This window comes from Myroides albus, assembly GCF_024722315.1.
Lineage (GTDB): Bacteria > Bacteroidota > Bacteroidia > Flavobacteriales > Flavobacteriaceae > Flavobacterium > Flavobacterium album_A.
Window position 1 is genome coordinate 87,928 of the sequence record NZ_CP102754.1, and the last position, 16,088, is coordinate 104,015.

General features: G+C 34.3%; 17 protein-coding genes. 7 read left to right on the forward strand and 10 right to left on the reverse strand.

Annotated features, from left to right (window positions below; translation table 11 throughout):
• Positions 1 to 192: 192 nt before the first annotated feature.
• The 5 genes from mqo to NWE55_RS00465 all read right to left on the reverse strand — a co-directional run bounded on the left by mqo (position 193) and on the right by NWE55_RS00465 (position 6,557).
• The gene (gene mqo, locus NWE55_RS00445; RefSeq protein WP_160339516.1) at positions 193 to 1,692 is read right to left on the reverse strand and encodes a malate dehydrogenase (quinone); all 1,500 of its coding nucleotides are present in this window, start codon (positions 1,690 to 1,692) and stop codon (positions 193 to 195) included.
• Positions 1,693 to 1,786: 94 nt separating this feature from the next.
• A complete protein-coding gene (ruvX, locus tag NWE55_RS00450; protein WP_155091880.1) occupies positions 1,787 to 2,194 on the reverse strand; it encodes a Holliday junction resolvase RuvX in 408 nt (135 codons plus the stop codon).
• A 14-nt stretch (positions 2,195 to 2,208) separates the two neighbouring features.
• Positions 2,209 to 3,381, reverse strand: a complete 1,173-nt coding sequence (locus tag NWE55_RS00455; RefSeq protein WP_155091881.1) for an AIR synthase related protein — start codon at positions 3,379 to 3,381, stop codon at positions 2,209 to 2,211.
• A gap of 157 nt (positions 3,382 to 3,538) precedes the next feature.
• Positions 3,539 to 4,666, reverse strand: coding sequence for a cysteine desulfurase family protein (locus NWE55_RS00460; RefSeq protein ID WP_160339517.1), 1,128 nt, complete (start codon positions 4,664 to 4,666; stop codon positions 3,539 to 3,541).
• Between the two features lie 142 nt (positions 4,667 to 4,808).
• On the reverse strand, positions 4,809 to 6,557 hold the full coding sequence (locus NWE55_RS00465; RefSeq protein ID WP_155091883.1) for an MFS transporter: 1,749 nt from the start codon (positions 6,555 to 6,557) through the stop codon (positions 4,809 to 4,811).
• A 129-nt stretch (positions 6,558 to 6,686) separates the two neighbouring features.
• On the opposite strand from NWE55_RS00465, the gene NWE55_RS00470 reads away from it, so the two are divergent.
• Together NWE55_RS00470 and rlmH are read left to right on the forward strand one after the other, a co-directional pair.
• Positions 6,687 to 7,682, forward strand: a complete 996-nt coding sequence (locus tag NWE55_RS00470) for a hypothetical protein (protein ID WP_155091884.1) — start codon at positions 6,687 to 6,689, stop codon at positions 7,680 to 7,682.
• Positions 7,683 to 8,058: 376 nt separating this feature from the next.
• The gene (gene rlmH / locus NWE55_RS00475) at positions 8,059 to 8,532 is read left to right on the forward strand and encodes a 23S rRNA (pseudouridine(1915)-N(3))-methyltransferase RlmH (RefSeq protein WP_155091885.1); all 474 of its coding nucleotides are present in this window, start codon (positions 8,059 to 8,061) and stop codon (positions 8,530 to 8,532) included.
• Positions 8,533 to 8,566: 34 nt separating this feature from the next.
• Here rlmH and NWE55_RS00480 read toward each other — a convergent pair whose 3' ends face one another.
• The 3 genes from NWE55_RS00480 to folP form a co-directional block, all read right to left on the reverse strand.
• Complete coding sequence (locus NWE55_RS00480) at positions 8,567 to 9,415, reverse strand: hypothetical protein (RefSeq protein ID WP_160339518.1); 849 nt, start codon at positions 9,413 to 9,415, stop codon at positions 8,567 to 8,569.
• A 136-nt stretch (positions 9,416 to 9,551) separates the two neighbouring features.
• Positions 9,552 to 10,163, reverse strand: coding sequence for a hypothetical protein (locus NWE55_RS00485; protein ID WP_155091887.1), 612 nt, complete (start codon positions 10,161 to 10,163; stop codon positions 9,552 to 9,554).
• Positions 10,160 to 10,984 (reverse strand): dihydropteroate synthase, encoded by an 825-nt coding sequence (gene folP, locus NWE55_RS00490; RefSeq protein ID WP_155091888.1) that lies wholly within the window; start codon positions 10,982 to 10,984, stop codon positions 10,160 to 10,162. The genes NWE55_RS00485 and folP overlap by 4 nt, the downstream gene beginning before the upstream one ends.
• A 123-nt stretch (positions 10,985 to 11,107) precedes the next feature.
• Here folP and NWE55_RS00495 point away from each other — a divergent pair, with 123 nt between their 5' ends.
• Genes NWE55_RS00495 through tpiA form a run of 5 tightly spaced genes read left to right on the forward strand, consistent with a single transcriptional unit; the run spans position 11,108 to position 15,211 of the window.
• Complete coding sequence (locus tag NWE55_RS00495) at positions 11,108 to 11,656, forward strand: DUF1599 domain-containing protein (protein WP_155091889.1); 549 nt, start codon at positions 11,108 to 11,110, stop codon at positions 11,654 to 11,656.
• A gap of 28 nt (positions 11,657 to 11,684) precedes the next feature.
• Complete coding sequence (locus tag NWE55_RS00500; protein WP_155091890.1) at positions 11,685 to 12,782, forward strand: BT_3928 family protein; 1,098 nt, start codon at positions 11,685 to 11,687, stop codon at positions 12,780 to 12,782.
• Between the two features lie 12 nt (positions 12,783 to 12,794).
• On the forward strand, positions 12,795 to 13,868 hold the full coding sequence (locus NWE55_RS00505) for an ABC transporter permease (protein WP_155091891.1): 1,074 nt from the start codon (positions 12,795 to 12,797) through the stop codon (positions 13,866 to 13,868).
• Positions 13,869 to 13,880: 12 nt separating this feature from the next.
• Positions 13,881 to 14,456: a TlpA disulfide reductase family protein gene (locus tag NWE55_RS00510; RefSeq protein WP_155091892.1), complete on the forward strand. Its 576-nt coding sequence runs from the start codon at positions 13,881 to 13,883 to the stop codon at positions 14,454 to 14,456.
• Positions 14,457 to 14,458: 2 nt separating this feature from the next.
• The gene (gene tpiA / locus NWE55_RS00515; RefSeq protein WP_155091893.1) at positions 14,459 to 15,211 is read left to right on the forward strand and encodes a triose-phosphate isomerase; all 753 of its coding nucleotides are present in this window, start codon (positions 14,459 to 14,461) and stop codon (positions 15,209 to 15,211) included.
• 66 nt (positions 15,212 to 15,277) lie between these two features.
• On the opposite strand, the gene NWE55_RS00520 is transcribed toward tpiA, so the two are convergent.
• Positions 15,278 to 15,835, reverse strand: coding sequence for a DUF8465 domain-containing protein (locus NWE55_RS00520; protein WP_258204444.1), 558 nt, complete (start codon positions 15,833 to 15,835; stop codon positions 15,278 to 15,280).
• Positions 15,825 to 16,085: a hypothetical protein gene (locus NWE55_RS00525; RefSeq protein WP_155091895.1), complete on the reverse strand. Its 261-nt coding sequence runs from the start codon at positions 16,083 to 16,085 to the stop codon at positions 15,825 to 15,827. The genes NWE55_RS00520 and NWE55_RS00525 overlap by 11 nt, the downstream gene beginning before the upstream one ends.
• Positions 16,086 to 16,088 lie beyond the last annotated feature (3 nt).

Consider the following 16,088-nt stretch of genomic DNA (forward strand, 5'->3'; position numbering starts at 1 on the left):
ATACAAAATAGCTCTGAATGATTAAGTGAAGCATACGATAGTATGGTTTTAGAACTAATGAAAAGATATGAACTAGAATTGCTTTGTCGTATTTGGCTAATGCGTAATCCGGGTTAATAGCGATCTGGAAGTTATACCCATAAAAAAAGCCCTTGTTATCACAAGGGCTTCTATATAGCTATTGAAAATAGATTACTTATTATGAGGATATACCTTTAAAGCTTTTGAACAGTTTTCTCTTACCTGAGCCACTAATTCTGGATGTTCATTCAAACTCATTCCAAAAGAAGGAATCATTTCTTTGAACTTAGCTTGCCATTCTGGAGATTCAAATTCATCTTTGAAGCACTTAGAAAGAAGTTTTACCATAATAGAAGTTGCTGTTGAAGCACCTGGAGAAGCACCTAATAATGCTGCTATACTACCATCACCTGCTGCGACAACTTCAGTACCAAACTGCAAGATACCTCTACCTTTAGCATCTTTTTTAATTACTTGTACACGTTGACCTGCTTGTTCCAATGTCCAGTCTTCATCTTTCGCATCAGGAAAGTATTCTCTAAGAGATTCATGTCTTGATTTATTAGATTGTAATACTTCACCAATTAAATAGCGAGTCAAATCCATATTTCTCAATCCAGCTCCTAACATAGGACCTATATTATTAAACTCTAAAGATTTTAGCAAGTCCCAATAAGAACCTTTTTTCAGGAACTTAGTTGAAAAACCAGCATAAGGACCAAACAGCAAGCACTGCTTACCATCAATAAAACGAGTATCTAAGTGTGGTACAGACATTGGTGGCGCACCTACTGAAGCTAATCCATATACTTTAGCTAAGTGTTTTTGAACAATCTCTTGATTGCGACATACCAACCATTCTCCTCCAACAGGGAAACCTCCAAAACCTTTACTTTCTGGAATATCTGCTTTTTGAAGTAATAAAATAGCTCCACCTCCAGCACCTACAAATACAAAATCTGCCGAAACTTCACTCTTACTTCCTGTTTTTCTATCTACTGAAGATACTTGCCACTTTTTACCATTTCTTGTAATATCCTTTACATGAGTATTAAAAGTCACATTTACTCCATCTGTTTCTTCCAAATGTTGAAACATTTGGCGTGTCAAATCACCAAAATTCATATCTGTTCCAAGAGGCATATAAGTAGCAGCATAATTCTCTTTAAGCTCTCTCTTTTCCATTAATAATGGAGCCCATTCCTTGATTTTTTCAGGATTATCTGAAAACTCCATACCGTGGAACAATGGATACTTTTGTAATTCTTCGTAACGTTTTCTCAAGAAATTTACATTATTTTTTCCCCAAACAAAACTCATATGAGGTACAGTATGGATAAAACTCTGTGGATTCTTTAAAACATTTTTATTTAATAGGTATGTCCAAAATTGTCGAGAAACTTCAAACTGCTCAACAATATTGATAGCCTTTGTAGCGTCGATGGTACCATCTGCTCTTTCAGGCGTATAATTTAATTCACAAAACGCAGAGTGTCCTGTTCCAGCATTATTCATTGCATCGGAACTTTCGGCAGCTGTACTGTCGAGACGCTCAATAACCTCTATTTTTAAATTTGGTTTCAGCTCTTTTAATAGGACACCTAGAGTAGCACTCATAATTCCAGCACCTATCAAAACAACATCAGCCTCTGATTTTTGTATACTTGACATTATTATTAATTTAATTTTCTCTACAAAATTACTTCATATTTAGACTAAGAAAGGGTAAAATTTTCTTAAATTATTATAAATCAATTCACTCAAATTATTGATTCATATAATCTTGAAGAATGATTGTGGCAGCAATCTCATCAATCAAGGCTTTGTTTTGCCTTTGTTTTTTCTTAAGACCGCTATCAATCATCGTTTGAAAAGCTATTTTTGAAGTAAAACGCTCATCTATTCTTTCAACAGGCATATTGGGAAACTGCTTGTGAAACTTATCTATAAATTCATTCAATAGTGGGGTTATCTCCGAAGGTTCGTTATTTAAGCGTTTAGGTTCGCCTATAATGACTTTTTCAACTTTCTCCTTGCTGAAGTAATCTTTTAAAAAGTCCATTAATTTACTAGTATCCACTGTTGTTAAACCAGATGCTATAATTTGAAAGTCATCTGTGACAGCAATTCCAGTACGTTTTTTTCCGAAATCAATCGAAAGTAACCTTGCCATTTGTATTTGTATTTTTAATAAATGAATGTTCCGTGTTCCGAGCTAATAGTTAATTGCTTCTTATCAGAAGCTTCAACACGCCCTATAATTTTTGCTTTCACATTAAATGATTCTGAAATGGCTATAATATCATTAGCCACTTCTTGACTTACATACAATTCCATTCTATGCCCACAGTTAAACACTTGATACATTTCGCGCCAATCTGTCTTAGATTGTTCTTGTATAAGTTTAAATAAAGGTGGTACATCAAATAGATTATCTTTTACAATATGTAAATTATCAATAAAATGTAAAATCTTAGTTTGCGCTCCTCCACTACAGTGCACCATACCGTGAATTTGTTCGGCATTGTACTTATTCAAAATAGCTTTGATAATTGGAGCATATGTACGAGTTGGAGATAACACTAACTTACCAGCATCAATTGGCGAATTTTCAACTGCATCCGTTAAATTTACTTTTCCTGAATACACTAATTCTTCAGGCACAGAAGAGTCATAGCTTTCCGGATACTTAGCAGCCAAAGAATGATCAAATACATCATGTCTTGCCGAAGTTAACCCATTACTTCCCATTCCTCCATTATACTGCTTCTCATAGGTTGCTTGACCAAATGATTCTAAACCTACAATAACATCTCCAGCTTTTATATTTGCATTATCTATTACATCACTGCGTTTCATACGCGCAGTCACTGTAGAATCAACGATAATAGTGCGAACTAAATCACCCACATCAGCAGTTTCTCCCCCTGTAGAGTATATAGTAACACCATATTGCTTTAATTCGTTAATTAGCTCCTCCGTTCCATTAATAATAGCAGAAATCACTTCTCCTGATACAAGGTTCTTATTGCGTCCTATCGTACTTGACAACAAAATATTATCTGTTGCACCAACACACAATAGATCATCAATATTCATAATTAATGCATCTTGTGCGATCCCTTTCCAAACAGACAAATCTCCTGTTTCTTTCCAATACATATACGCTAATGAAGATTTTGTTCCAGCTCCATCCGCATGCATTATTAAGCAATAATCACTATCACCCGTTAAGTGATCTGGTATAATCTTACAAAACGCTTTTGGAAATAATCCTTTATCAATGTTCTTTATAGCATTGTGAACATCTTCCTTTTCTGCAGACACTCCCCTTAAAGCGTATCTATTATTTGAACTCATATTTAGTGTGTTGTTGTTTGCGCGCAAATTTAATGCTAATGTTTTTGTAAAACAATGTTATTTTACTCCAAAACACACATTTCTTTTTTTAGGCTCTTTATTTAACAAAAAAAATCCACTATGGTTTATAGTAGATTTTTTTATTTGTTTACTCGACTTAGATTACTTGAAGAACCTCAATCAAAGTATCTATTTCTTCTTTTGTATTTTCATGGCTAAAAGACAATCTTAAACTTGGGCGTTTTAAATCTTCTTCACATAAAAACTGAGACAATACATGTGATGGTTTTTGACTTCCAGATTGGCAAGCACTACCTCTTGACACAGCTATTCCCTTCATATCCAATTGAAACAACATCATAGCTGCTTTCTCTTGCGACAAAGGCAGTAACACGTTCAATATATTGTAAAAACCGACATTATTTCCGTTGAACTTCACATCTGGATACACTTCACTCAAGCGTTCTTTACAATACTCTTTTATCTCACTGATGTGCTTTCTTTCCTCATCTAACAACTCATAAGCCATTTCTAATGCTTTTGCCATCCCAACTACTTGGTGAACACCTTCTGTACCCGCACGCATTCCCTTTTCTTGCTCTCCTCCAAAAATAACGGGTTTCAAAACATTCTTTTTTCTAATAAAAGCAAAACCAATTCCCTTAGGCCCATGAAATTTATGAGCACTTGCCACAATAAAGTCGATAGGCAACTCCTCTAAGTTAATTCGAGTTTTACCAATTGACTGTACTGTATCACAGTGAAACAAAGCCTTGTGTTCAACACATAACGCAGAAACTCTCTTCAAGTCAAGTTCTGTTCCAACTTCATTATTCACGTGCATTAAAGTAACAAGTGTTGGTTGACTTTCATCCTTAAGCAAATCTTCTAACTGATTATAATCTATTTCACTTGTTGGCAATATATTTAAAAACACCACTTCTACACCATACTCTGCACTTAATTGTTTTACCGTATTTAAAACTGCATGGTGTTCTAATTTAGTCGTTATAACTCGCTTAACTCCTAAATCACGCACACATGAACGCAAAATCCAATTGTTTGCTTCTGTACCACATGATGTAAAAATAATTTCTGAAGATGTCGCATTAAACTGTTTTGCGATTACTTTTCGAGCATTCTCTATTAATGATTTTGCATGTCTTCCGATTGCATAAGTAGAAGAAGGATTACCATAATCATTTCTCAACACTTTCACCATTTCTTCGATTACCTCTGGGCGAACGGATGTTGTAGCAGCATTATCAAGATATACTTGTTTCATTATTAGTTGGTTTATTATTTTTCCTAAGTTAGGAAGTATTATATTATTGATTATTTTTTTTCGCGATACGCAAATGTAGTAAATCTCAAAAAAATAGTCCGCTCTATTTTCAAAATTTAAAACTTTGATTCGTCTATATTTACTATTCTATTCTGTCTATTTCTATATTTTGCTCTTTTAAAACTCTTTTGGCGATTAAACCGAAAGCCAAAAGGTAAACAAAACACATCACACATACGATGTATGACTGGTGAATGCCAATTATATCTGCTACTTTGCCTTGAATTGGCGGTATAATTCCCCCACCTAAAATCATCATGATTAAAAAAGACGAACCTTGAGCTGTATACTTGCCAAGTCCCATAATCGAAATATTAAAAATGGCTGGCCATAACACACTGCACGCCAAACCTCCTGCTAAAAATGCATATACAGCTATCATTCCACTGGAGAAAAGTCCAACAATCATCGAAACCAATCCAAACAAACTAAACAATATCATTGTTCGCGCAGATTTATTCTTACTCCAAAACGAGAACAAAACCTGAATAGCAACACAAATACTGTAATAGTATAAATGCTCTATTTCATTTCCAGCCATTTTATTAGCTAACAACACTACGCCATAAGCGACAAAGGGAACCACAATCAAAGCGAATAACCTCTTGCTCTTATCTAAGTTAAAAACGCTCACAGCTCCTGCCCAACGACCGATCATCAAGCTTCCCCAATACATAGATAGATAAGGTGCTATTTCAGAAGATTGGAGAGAACCAAATTCTTCAAGTTTAAGCAATTCGCCCAAATTACTACCAATTCCTACTTCTACTCCTACATATGCAAAAATACCTAACATTCCCAGCAATAGCTGCGGATATTGCATTGCTCCCCATCCCTCTTTACTTTTTCTACTTTTAAAATAAGCCAATAAAACACTTCCGGAGATCACTAACAATACGCCAGATAATAGCATAATACGCTTATTCTCTATAGGTTCTTTGAGTTCGACAATTTGATTGTGCAATCTATCCAACTGCTCACTTACTGCTTCTACAGATAGCTGTTCACTCTCCGCCTTGGACGCTATCTCTTTATACTCCAACTCTAAACTTTCAACTTTCAAAAAATCTTCGCTATTATAAGAACTAAACACCGGAATAAACAACGCTATTAATAAAGCAGTCATTACCAGTAATAATCGAATAGCTTTCTTTGCTGGCTCAATCTTCTCATTGCTTATTCCCTCGGGAATTTTCTTAGAAAAGTAAAACATTGCAGCAGCGAGTAAGAATAAACCACCTACAGCGGCATATAAAAACACCATCTTATCCAAACTCAAATGTTGAATTTGATCATCTGTCAAGCTCTTAGTTGTCCCAAACAGCGCATACGCCATTAAAAGTGGACCTATAGTCGTCCCCAATGAATTAATACCACCTCCTAAACTCACTCTACTTGTACCTGTTTTGGGATCACCTAAAGCAATAGCCAAAGGATTTGCTGCAATCTGCTGTAGGGAAAAACCCAATGCCACAACAAAAAGTCCTACTAACAAAGCAACATATACACTTACCTCAACAGCCCAAATCATCGCCGCAGCCCCTATGGTTGAGAATAAAAGTCCATATACAATAGATCGCTTAAACCCCCAACTACTTACAACATCTTTCTGTCTATAAGAGCTGATTAAAAACAATATTAAAGCCCCAAGATAATAAGCTGTATAAAATGAGAAATCAATCAATTGAGATTGAAACTGATCTAAGTGAAAAAAGGCTTTACAAAAGGGTATAAAAATGCTATTACCCGCTGCAAAAAATCCCCAAAAGAAAAAAACTGTAACTAAAGTGTACAGCGCAGGATAATTTGTTTTGATAGAAGATGAGCTCATAAGGCACAATGTATTTACATTAAATTTAACATTTTCAAAGATAACTAAATATGCTATTAAACACTTAAAAATGATGTTATATACAAAGAAAAAACTATTTTTGCTCTTTATGATTCATTAGACCATATTATGAAAAAAATTATTTGTGCACTAAGCTTAATATCTCTAACATTTTTAAGCTCTTGCGATGATGGAGATGTTGTATACAAGGACATAGACTTCAGCAAAAACACCACTGTAAGTAAATGTACTAATATTGGTGCCGAAAAAATATATTACAAGATTCAAGAAACTGAAGCGCTGATTATGATTCTTGACACGAATACTATTATGTCAGATCCAGGACAGAGATTAGTCGATGTAAATATTGATGGTACTTCTACTTCATTAGAATACAGAAAATACAGTGCTAAACTTGACCAATCTAACATTTGCAATATCCCTGCTCCCGCATTTCCAAATGTCACGCAGAGTATTCCGACTTCACCAGGAGGTACAGTTAGAATTGAGCGCATGATTCACGTCAAAAACAACGAATCGAGTACAAGCAATACGACTACACTTACCTATCAGTATTCCTTTACGCTTTTGAACATTAACTTTGTAGATGCAAACACGAATATCAAGTATGATAAAATGTATTTTGGAACGAATACCTATGAAAATAGAACTCTTTCTTTCAATTTCAACAACAGTGATAATTCGCTGAAGAACATCAATACATGTAATGATCAATATATTGGTTTATCAGATAGAGAAGCTATTATTTTAGACCTTAAACCGGAAGATTTCCCTACTGACGAAACAGTTAAAACCATTGACTTAAACGAAAATAGAAAAGTAAGTTTTAAACATTACAAAAGAGCTGGTATCAATATTGATCAAGTATGTAAATACAAAGGAGATATACCAGGATCAAGTGAGGCCAATACCAATACATTATTGGAACTATGGGTTGCAAGGAACGGTAAAATACAAATTGAATCACGCTGGACAAACCCTGTTGAAGGAGAAAGAAAACTCGTACACAAAGTATCTGTTGTCGATATCCTTTTACAAAAAGACCAATACGAAGACATACAAGTGATGAAAAGCTTTGATGTTGGACAAGTTGAAGAACAATAATTTATCCGATAAGACTATACTTTTTTCAAATAACATTGCATAGTGAAGAGATAGTACATCGATAACGGTCAAATATTAAAAATCTGTTTTGGAGTCATCCCAAACAGATTTTTTTATTTCCTCATCTTACTTGTATTCCCTTTACTTAATTACACTTTAAAGTAAATTCACTTTGTTATTCGATCCATGCAAAGTAGCACAGAGCAATAAAACCAAAAGACAAGCAGTAACTTATTTAAAAACAACACCTTATTTCTAAAAAAGGTAAATACTGGAAATAGTCAGTAAGTTTTCTGTCTAAAAACGGAGTACATACTTTCTCAAAATCAATTCTGATTTTAGAAAATAAAAAATTACTTTTGCAAAAAAACAAAACATGAACATCAAGCTAATCGCTATAGGAAAGACAGATAGTAAACCTCTACAAATATTGATTGACGAATATACCAAAAGACTGTCTTTTTATATCAAGTTTGATTTAGAAATTATCCCTGACATTAAGAATGTAAAAAACTTATCTGAAGCCCAACAAAAACAAAAAGAAGGTGAGTTGATTTTATCTAAGATATCTCCTACAGATTACTTAGTATTATTGGACGAGAATGGAAAGGAATTTTCCAGTATGGGATTCTCTGAGGAATTGCAAAAAAGAATGAATACAGGAATCAAAACTTTAGTTTTTGTCATAGGAGGGCCTTATGGGTTTTCAGAAAGCGTATACGCAAGTGCAAAGGGAAAAATCTCCCTCTCGCGTATGACTTTTTCACATCAAATGATTCGCTTATTTATCATTGAGCAAATTTATCGAGGTTTTACGATTTTGAAAAATGAACCTTATCACCATCAGTAAGCTTACTATTTAATCACCTCCATTTGGCGCTCACTTAGTGCTTACTAACCCCTTGTGACGCTTTAAAACTAACGGGGATTGGATATCTCAATACTGCTTTTTGCCCGTTCAAATAGCGTGGATAAGTAAACAAATCCATGTCTAATTGAAAGAACAAACTTTTATAAGCTGTTTGGATTAATTCGATTTTCTCTTTTGATATCCCATAAGGTACTAAGTCACTAAAGTACAGATTCTTCTTTTTGGAAACAGGGTCTATTGTAAAAACCATTACCAGTGGAGTATCTTGTTTAAACGCAATTTCTTTCAGAATACGTTGCTCCGTAAGCTTCAAAAGAAAAGCAACACTTTGTGCTAAATCCATTGACTCAAAAAAATCTTCTTCGGTATCTAAACAGCCTGAAGTTTTACTTAATAACTTACCTGTTGAATCATAACAAGAGATTACACTCTTGCTATCGCCTATCTCGTAGTAACTCATCCATCCGTTCTCTAAATACGTGCTTGTCTTTATTGTAAATAGACTGTTTTTTCCATAGCCATTCGTATATACACTCTTAGAACTCATATTTACGCGATTAGACGAACCTTCAATCTCTTTACTATAGACAATTCGATTGATAATAAACTTATCCTTTTCTTTTTTTGTAGAATAGACAACCTTATTGGTCCATGGATCCTTATCCGAAACAGGTATAACAGCTTGATAATATTTAGTAATCGTGGTATCTATGCTTTTCATTCGCAATTCTGTCATGATATCACTGCCATTGTATCCTTTTGCATATTCAATATACACCTGAGCAGCATTTCCTCTTTGCGCATGCACCCCCACCCCGACTAAAACAAATGAAAATAAGCTCAACAATTTACAAATACTCATACTTTTAATGCTTATGCATATTTCTATAACGATTTTTGCAATCGATTATTACAAATCACTTTTTAAAAATTGCACATAAAAACACAAAGAGACACAATACATAGTTGCGTCTCTTAATATTCAATTATTCAATAGTTTAATATACTAAATCACTTTGTTGGAATTTAGCGCTAATTTCTTTTTCCTCTAATAATACGCGAACTTGAAGATAAGTTTCAAAGCTAAGTTCTTTATTAAAACCCAGTTGAATACTATCTCGTTGTTGAATAGAAGTCATCAATTCTTCTCTATTCATTTTATTTCCTTCGAAGATAAAATCATTTGCACCCTCAACGTAAACAACATTTTCTAATGCTGTTGGACCAGTAAATGCGAAATTTATATCTTTAAATGGAAACCAAGCTCTGTTCTTGTGTAGAGAATCGACATAGATGTAGAATACGCCTTTCTCATCACTGTGCATATTTTCTTGATCATACTTGTGATCCTTAACCTTTTTTACCATCTTAGCTACATCTAAGAGATTGAGTTCTCGCTCAATAGCAAATAAATAATTTGTACCTGCAATTCTATTAGTTTCATTCAAATAAGCACCTTTTGTATCTTCGTCATACTCTATATAAATATAGGAATGATCATCTACACCTTCCAGAACAGTATGTGAAGCCCTTGTAAGCAACATTTGTTTTCTATTACAACTCCCCAAAACTAACAAAGCTGGAAGTAAGAATAACAGTAATTTTTTCATATAGCTAATTGTTTTAATATTTCTCTGCTCTCTACTGCTTCTTTTACATCGTGCACACGCAAGATTTTTGCACCTTTTTGCAAAGCAATTGTGTTCAAAACCGTTGTACCATTCAGTGCTTCAGAAGGAGAGGATTCTAATAATTTATAGATCATTGACTTTCTAGAAATCCCTACTAAAATAGGCAATTCAAAAACATCAAACAACTCTAATTTTGCCATCAACTCATAATTTTGAGGCAAGGTCTTTGCGAAGCCAAATCCCGGATCTAAAATAATATCATTGATCTTACATTCTCTTGCTTTGGCGATTCGCTCTGCGAAATAAGATCTAATATCTTTTACAAGATCCTCATACGACGTTAGTGATTGCATGGTTTGTGGATTACCTCTCATATGCATCATAATGTAAGGAACTCTTAACTCACCCACCACCTTCATCATTTGTTCATCTAAGAATCCTGCAGCAATATCATTGATAATGGCAGCTCCTGCTACAACACTCTCTTTTGCCACTTTAGCTCTAAAAGTATCGATAGATAAATACAGTTTAGGAAATTCTCTCAATAAGAGATCAATAACAGGAATAAGCCGACTAATCTCCTCGTATTCACTTAAGTAATCTGCACTTGGTTTACTCGAATAAGCTCCAATATCGATAAAATCAGCACCTTCTTTAATCATTTTTTCAGCTTGTTTAAGAAAAGCTGAATCTGTCTTATACTTTCCTCCATCAAAGAAAGAATTGGGAGTTACATTTAATATTCCCATAATCTTTGGAGAGGATAAATCGATGATTTCTCCTTTACAATTAATTGTCATTGTGTATTGTAACTAACTTTTTAGTAATTTTATGTGAATATTTAGTCCAAATTACAATTTTATACTTTCAAAGAGGAGGTATAATTAGTATTTTTGGAAAAATATAATACAAATATAATCCAAATGAATACGACTTCTGACCAATTTGACCAAGTAATTGCGATATGCAAAGATTTATATACAAAAAAGATGACAGATTATGGATGTGCATGGAGAATAATGCGCTTACCTTCACTAACTGACCAAATCTATATCAAAGCACAACGCATAAGAAGTATTCAAGAAAATGAAGTCCGCAAAGTAGATGAAGGTGAAATACCTGAGTTTATTGGGATTATTAATTACTGTATTATGGCACTAATCAACCTTGAAAAAGGCGTAGCAAATCTACCTGATTTAACTGCAGAAGAAGCCATCTCATTATATGACAAACAAGTTGCAATTTGCAAGGCTTTAATGGAAAACAAAAACCACGATTATGGCGAAGCTTGGAGAGATCTAAGAGTGAGCTCTTTAACGGATTTGATCTTACAGAAACTCTTACGTGTCAAATCAATTGAAGGAAACAAAGGAAAAACAATTGTTTCTGAAGGAATAGATGCCAACTATCATGATATGTTGAACTACTCTGTATTTGCTTTAATTCACTTAGACCTTGTCAACACTAAATAATACAAACCTTACCACAAAATAAATTGTTATGAAAGTACTAACTCAATTATCGCGACTTTTTGTAGGAGTCTTATTTATACTCTCCGGATTAGTAAAATTAAATGACCCTTCGGGGTTCTCTTTTAAGCTGGAGGAGTACTTTTCTACAGAAGTATTAGACCTTCCTTTTCTAATACCTTATGCTTTAGCATTAGCCGTTATAATCGTCATTGCAGAAGTTTTATTAGGTGCCGCTCTATTAATTGGCTATAAGCGAAAATTGACACTATGGTCACTTTTCTTAATGATTCTATTTTTCACATTCTTGACGTTCTATTCTGCTTTTTTCAACAAAGTGACTGACTGTGGATGTTTTGGTGATGCTGTTCCCCTTACCCCTTGGGGATCGTTTACAAAGGATATTATACTACTGATATTCATTCTAATCCTTTTAAAAGGAGGAGAATATATCACCCCTCTCTTTAAGCGCTCTACTAACAATATCATAATGCTCGTTGTTCTTTTACTGTGTTCTTTTATGGGATATTGGGTATTGAACCACTTGCCGTTGAAAGACTTTAGAGCATACAAAGTAGGTACAGATATTATGAAAGGGATGGAAATACCTGAAGATGCGCCAAGAGCTAAATATGAAATGAACTTTTATTACGAAGTAGATGGTGAAGAAAAGAAATTTACAGATAAGGAGTTAGGCAATATTCCTGAAGGTTCTAAGTTTATCCGCAGAGAAGATTTCCAAATTTCAGCAGGCTACATTCCCCCAATTCACGACTTTAGTATGGATAAGGACGGAGAAGATCACACAGCTGAATTAATGGCAGAACCTAAATTGGTGTTAATTATCAGTTATGACTTAGATAAAGCAGATACTGAAGGATTAAAACACATGAAAGACTTTGCCAATAAAGCAATTGTCAATAATTATAAAGTAATTGGTATGACTGCTTCTTCTCAAGAGAAAATTGACAAGACTATAAAGGATTTCCAATTGCCTTTTGAGTATTATACATGCGACGGAACAACTCTAAAAACAATTGAAAGAGCAAACCCAAGTATAGTAGTATTAAACAAAGGTGTTATCGTTGAGAAAAAACACTGGAATGATAGAAAAAATGTCAACTTATAATAACAGTTTTCCTTGTTAAGTTATTTTATAAAAAAAATTATATATGCAATGGCTACCCTATTTGGGGTAGTCACTGTTGTTTTTTTACTATTCAATATTCTGCCTGGCGATCCGGCCAGAATGATGTTAGACCAAAACGAAAACCCTGAACAACTGTTAGCTGTTAAGAAAAAATATGGATTTGATAAGTCACTCACAACACAATATTTATTGTACTTAAATGACCTATCTCCTATTTCGCTTCACAGTACTACCGAAGGAGATTTCACTTATGACAATGGCAAATACACCAGTATGCAGATTATGCGTACCAAAGAGATTGCTCTGAAAATAAAGTTTCCTTATCTGAGAGAAAGCTTCCAAAAAACAGACAAAAAAGTAAGTACAATTATCGGAGAAACACTGCCAAACACAGTTATATTATCGTTTTTAGCCATTAGTCTTGCCCTTTTTGCAGGTGTATTATTAGGTGTTATTTCTGCACTTTTTAAAAACACTTGGGTGGATCGATTGATTGCATTAGTAAGTACATTTGGCATGAGTTTACCTTCTTTTTTTAGCGCAATACTATTTGCCTGGATATTTGGCTTCATCCTCCATGAATACACAGGACTGCCAATGATAGGTAGTCTATATGAAATAGATGACTTTGGAGAAGGAAAAACCCTTGCCTTAAAGAATTGCATACTCCCAGCTATCGTATTAGGAATAAGACCCTTGGCTGTAGTTACTCAATTAATGAGAAACTCCCTATTGGAAACACTAAATCAAGATTACATTCGAACAGCCAAAGCCAAAGGATTGCCAATGTCTAAGATAATTAAACGACACGCAATCCGAAACTCTCTTAACCCAGTTGTAACAACACTCTCAGGATGGTTTGCTTCAATGCTTGCAGGAGCAGTCTTTGTAGAATATATATTTGGCTGGAATGGCCTGGGAAAAGAAATTGTCCAAGCCTTAAACACCCTTGACTTACCTGTGATTATGGGAGCTGTTTTAATTATCGCAAGTACTTTCGTAATCATAACAATTTTAGTAGATTTGATATACGCTTATTTAGACCCAAGAATTAAGTTAAACTAATATATTTTATTAATGAAAAAACTTCTTTTCACAATAGCCTTGGTTGCTTTCGCATTTACTGCGTGTAATCAAAAAAACAACAATACAGAAACACCCCAAACTGAAGTTTCTGCTAAGCAAGAAGAAACACAAGAGATAAAGAAAGACAATACAACTTTTGCTACAAGAGCATTAGAACAAGATTTTATCGATTTAGAAGGCAATACAATCACTTTAGAACAAATCTTAGCTAAGTATAAAGGAAAAGCTATATTAATCGATATCTGGGCTGCATGGTGCCCTGATTGTATTAAAGCAATTCCTGCCTTAAAAGAAATTAAAGCAGAATACACGGAAACTGTTTTTGTAAATCTATCTTTGGACAAAACAGAACAAGCTTGGAAAGAAGCTATCGAAAAATACGGAATCGACGGTGAACAATACTTCTCTACAGAAGGAAAGGGAATGAAAGGTGATTTTGGAAAATCACTTGATCTCAATTGGATACCAAGGTATATAGTAGTAGACAAAGAATCAAAGATCGCGCTTTACAATGCGACTGAAAAAAGCTTTGACGAAATAAAAGAAACATTAAAAAAAATACAGTAATTATGAGACATGCTATCGTTGCCGGAAACTGGAAAATGCATAAAACTTATGCAGAAACACATAAACTTTTGGATGAGTTAATCGAAAAGTTACCAGCTGGAAAAGAAGTTGAAGTTATTGTTGCTCCAACGTTTACTAATTTAGGTAGTGCTGTTGCTCACCTTGAAGGAACAAATATTCAAGTTGCAGCACAAAACATGCACCAAGCTGAAGGAGGTGCATTTACTGGGGAAATATCTGCTCAAATGCTAAAAAGTGTAGGAGTAGATATCGTAATCTTAGGACACTCTGAGAGAAGACAGTATTTTCATGAAACTGATGCTATCTTAGCTGATAAGGTTAATACAGCTTTAAGACACGATATGCGCGTAATCTACTGTATCGGAGAAGAATTAAAAGACAGAGAAAGTAAACAATACTTGAATGTAATTTTTAATCAACTCAAAGATGGGCTTTTCCATTTGTCAAAAGAACAATGGAAGAATATTGTCATTGCTTATGAGCCTGTATGGGCTATTGGTACAGGTATGACAGCATCTCCTGATCAAGCGCAAGAAATACACGCTTTTATTCGTCAAGAAATTGAAAGAAAATACGATAAAACAGTAGCTGAAAACACTTCAATTTTATATGGAGGAAGTGTTAAGGCATCAAATGCTAAAGAGATATTTTCCAAACCAGATGTAGATGGTGGACTTATAGGAGGAGCTGCTTTAATTGCAGACGATTTCTGTACAATAGTAGAATGTTGCTAATACAGCATTAATTAAAATAGAAAAGGGCATTTTTATAAATTAAAAATGCCCTTTTTAAATATATGCTTATCTTGGGTTTTGCTTGATGTAAATTTGAGTTGCACCTAAGCCATACTTTTGATAATTTGCATCTTCTGCTACCACTTCTGGATATCGACTAAACAGGTACTCTAACTCTGCTTTTAATATCCCCTCACCTACACCGTGAATAAAGACGATTCTCGGTATTCTATTTCGAATAGCGAACTCTAACTGCCCTCTTGCAGCATCTAACTGCAGTGTTAACATATCGTACTTTTCTAAACGAGCGTAATCTTTAGTCAATTTTTCGATGTGCAAATCTACTTCGAGTACAAATTCATCTTTTCGAGATCGCTTTTCTTTCGTAAAAGAACGCTTTTTAGGACCTACCTTGTCTTGTAAGGCATCTTCTATCATTCCTCTACTCGTTGCTGAACTTATTTCATCAACTGCTTCGCGGTTGACCTTTAAGAGTTCTCTCTTACTATAGTTCAATACAAAACCATCTTTTGTCTCAATGGTAATTAAATCTCCCTGAACCTTTATCACTGTACCTTCTTCATTCTCATCAAGAACATGTACATAATCTCCTTTATTTAGCATCCTTTTGATCTTCTTTATCTAATTCAATCAAATCTTTTTTAATTCCAGTATTAAACTCTCTTTCAGCAGGACTTTCGATAGTTGAATTACTTGCTGTCCTACGAGTTAAACGCGACATTGCAGCAAAAAACAAAATCACTGCCACTATTTGTATCCATACATTAGGTTGCTCTTTTGTCTGCTCAAAAAATGCCCATCCCATAACCCCTAAGGTTACAACAACAAAAATAATCTTCATTACTCTCTTCATACA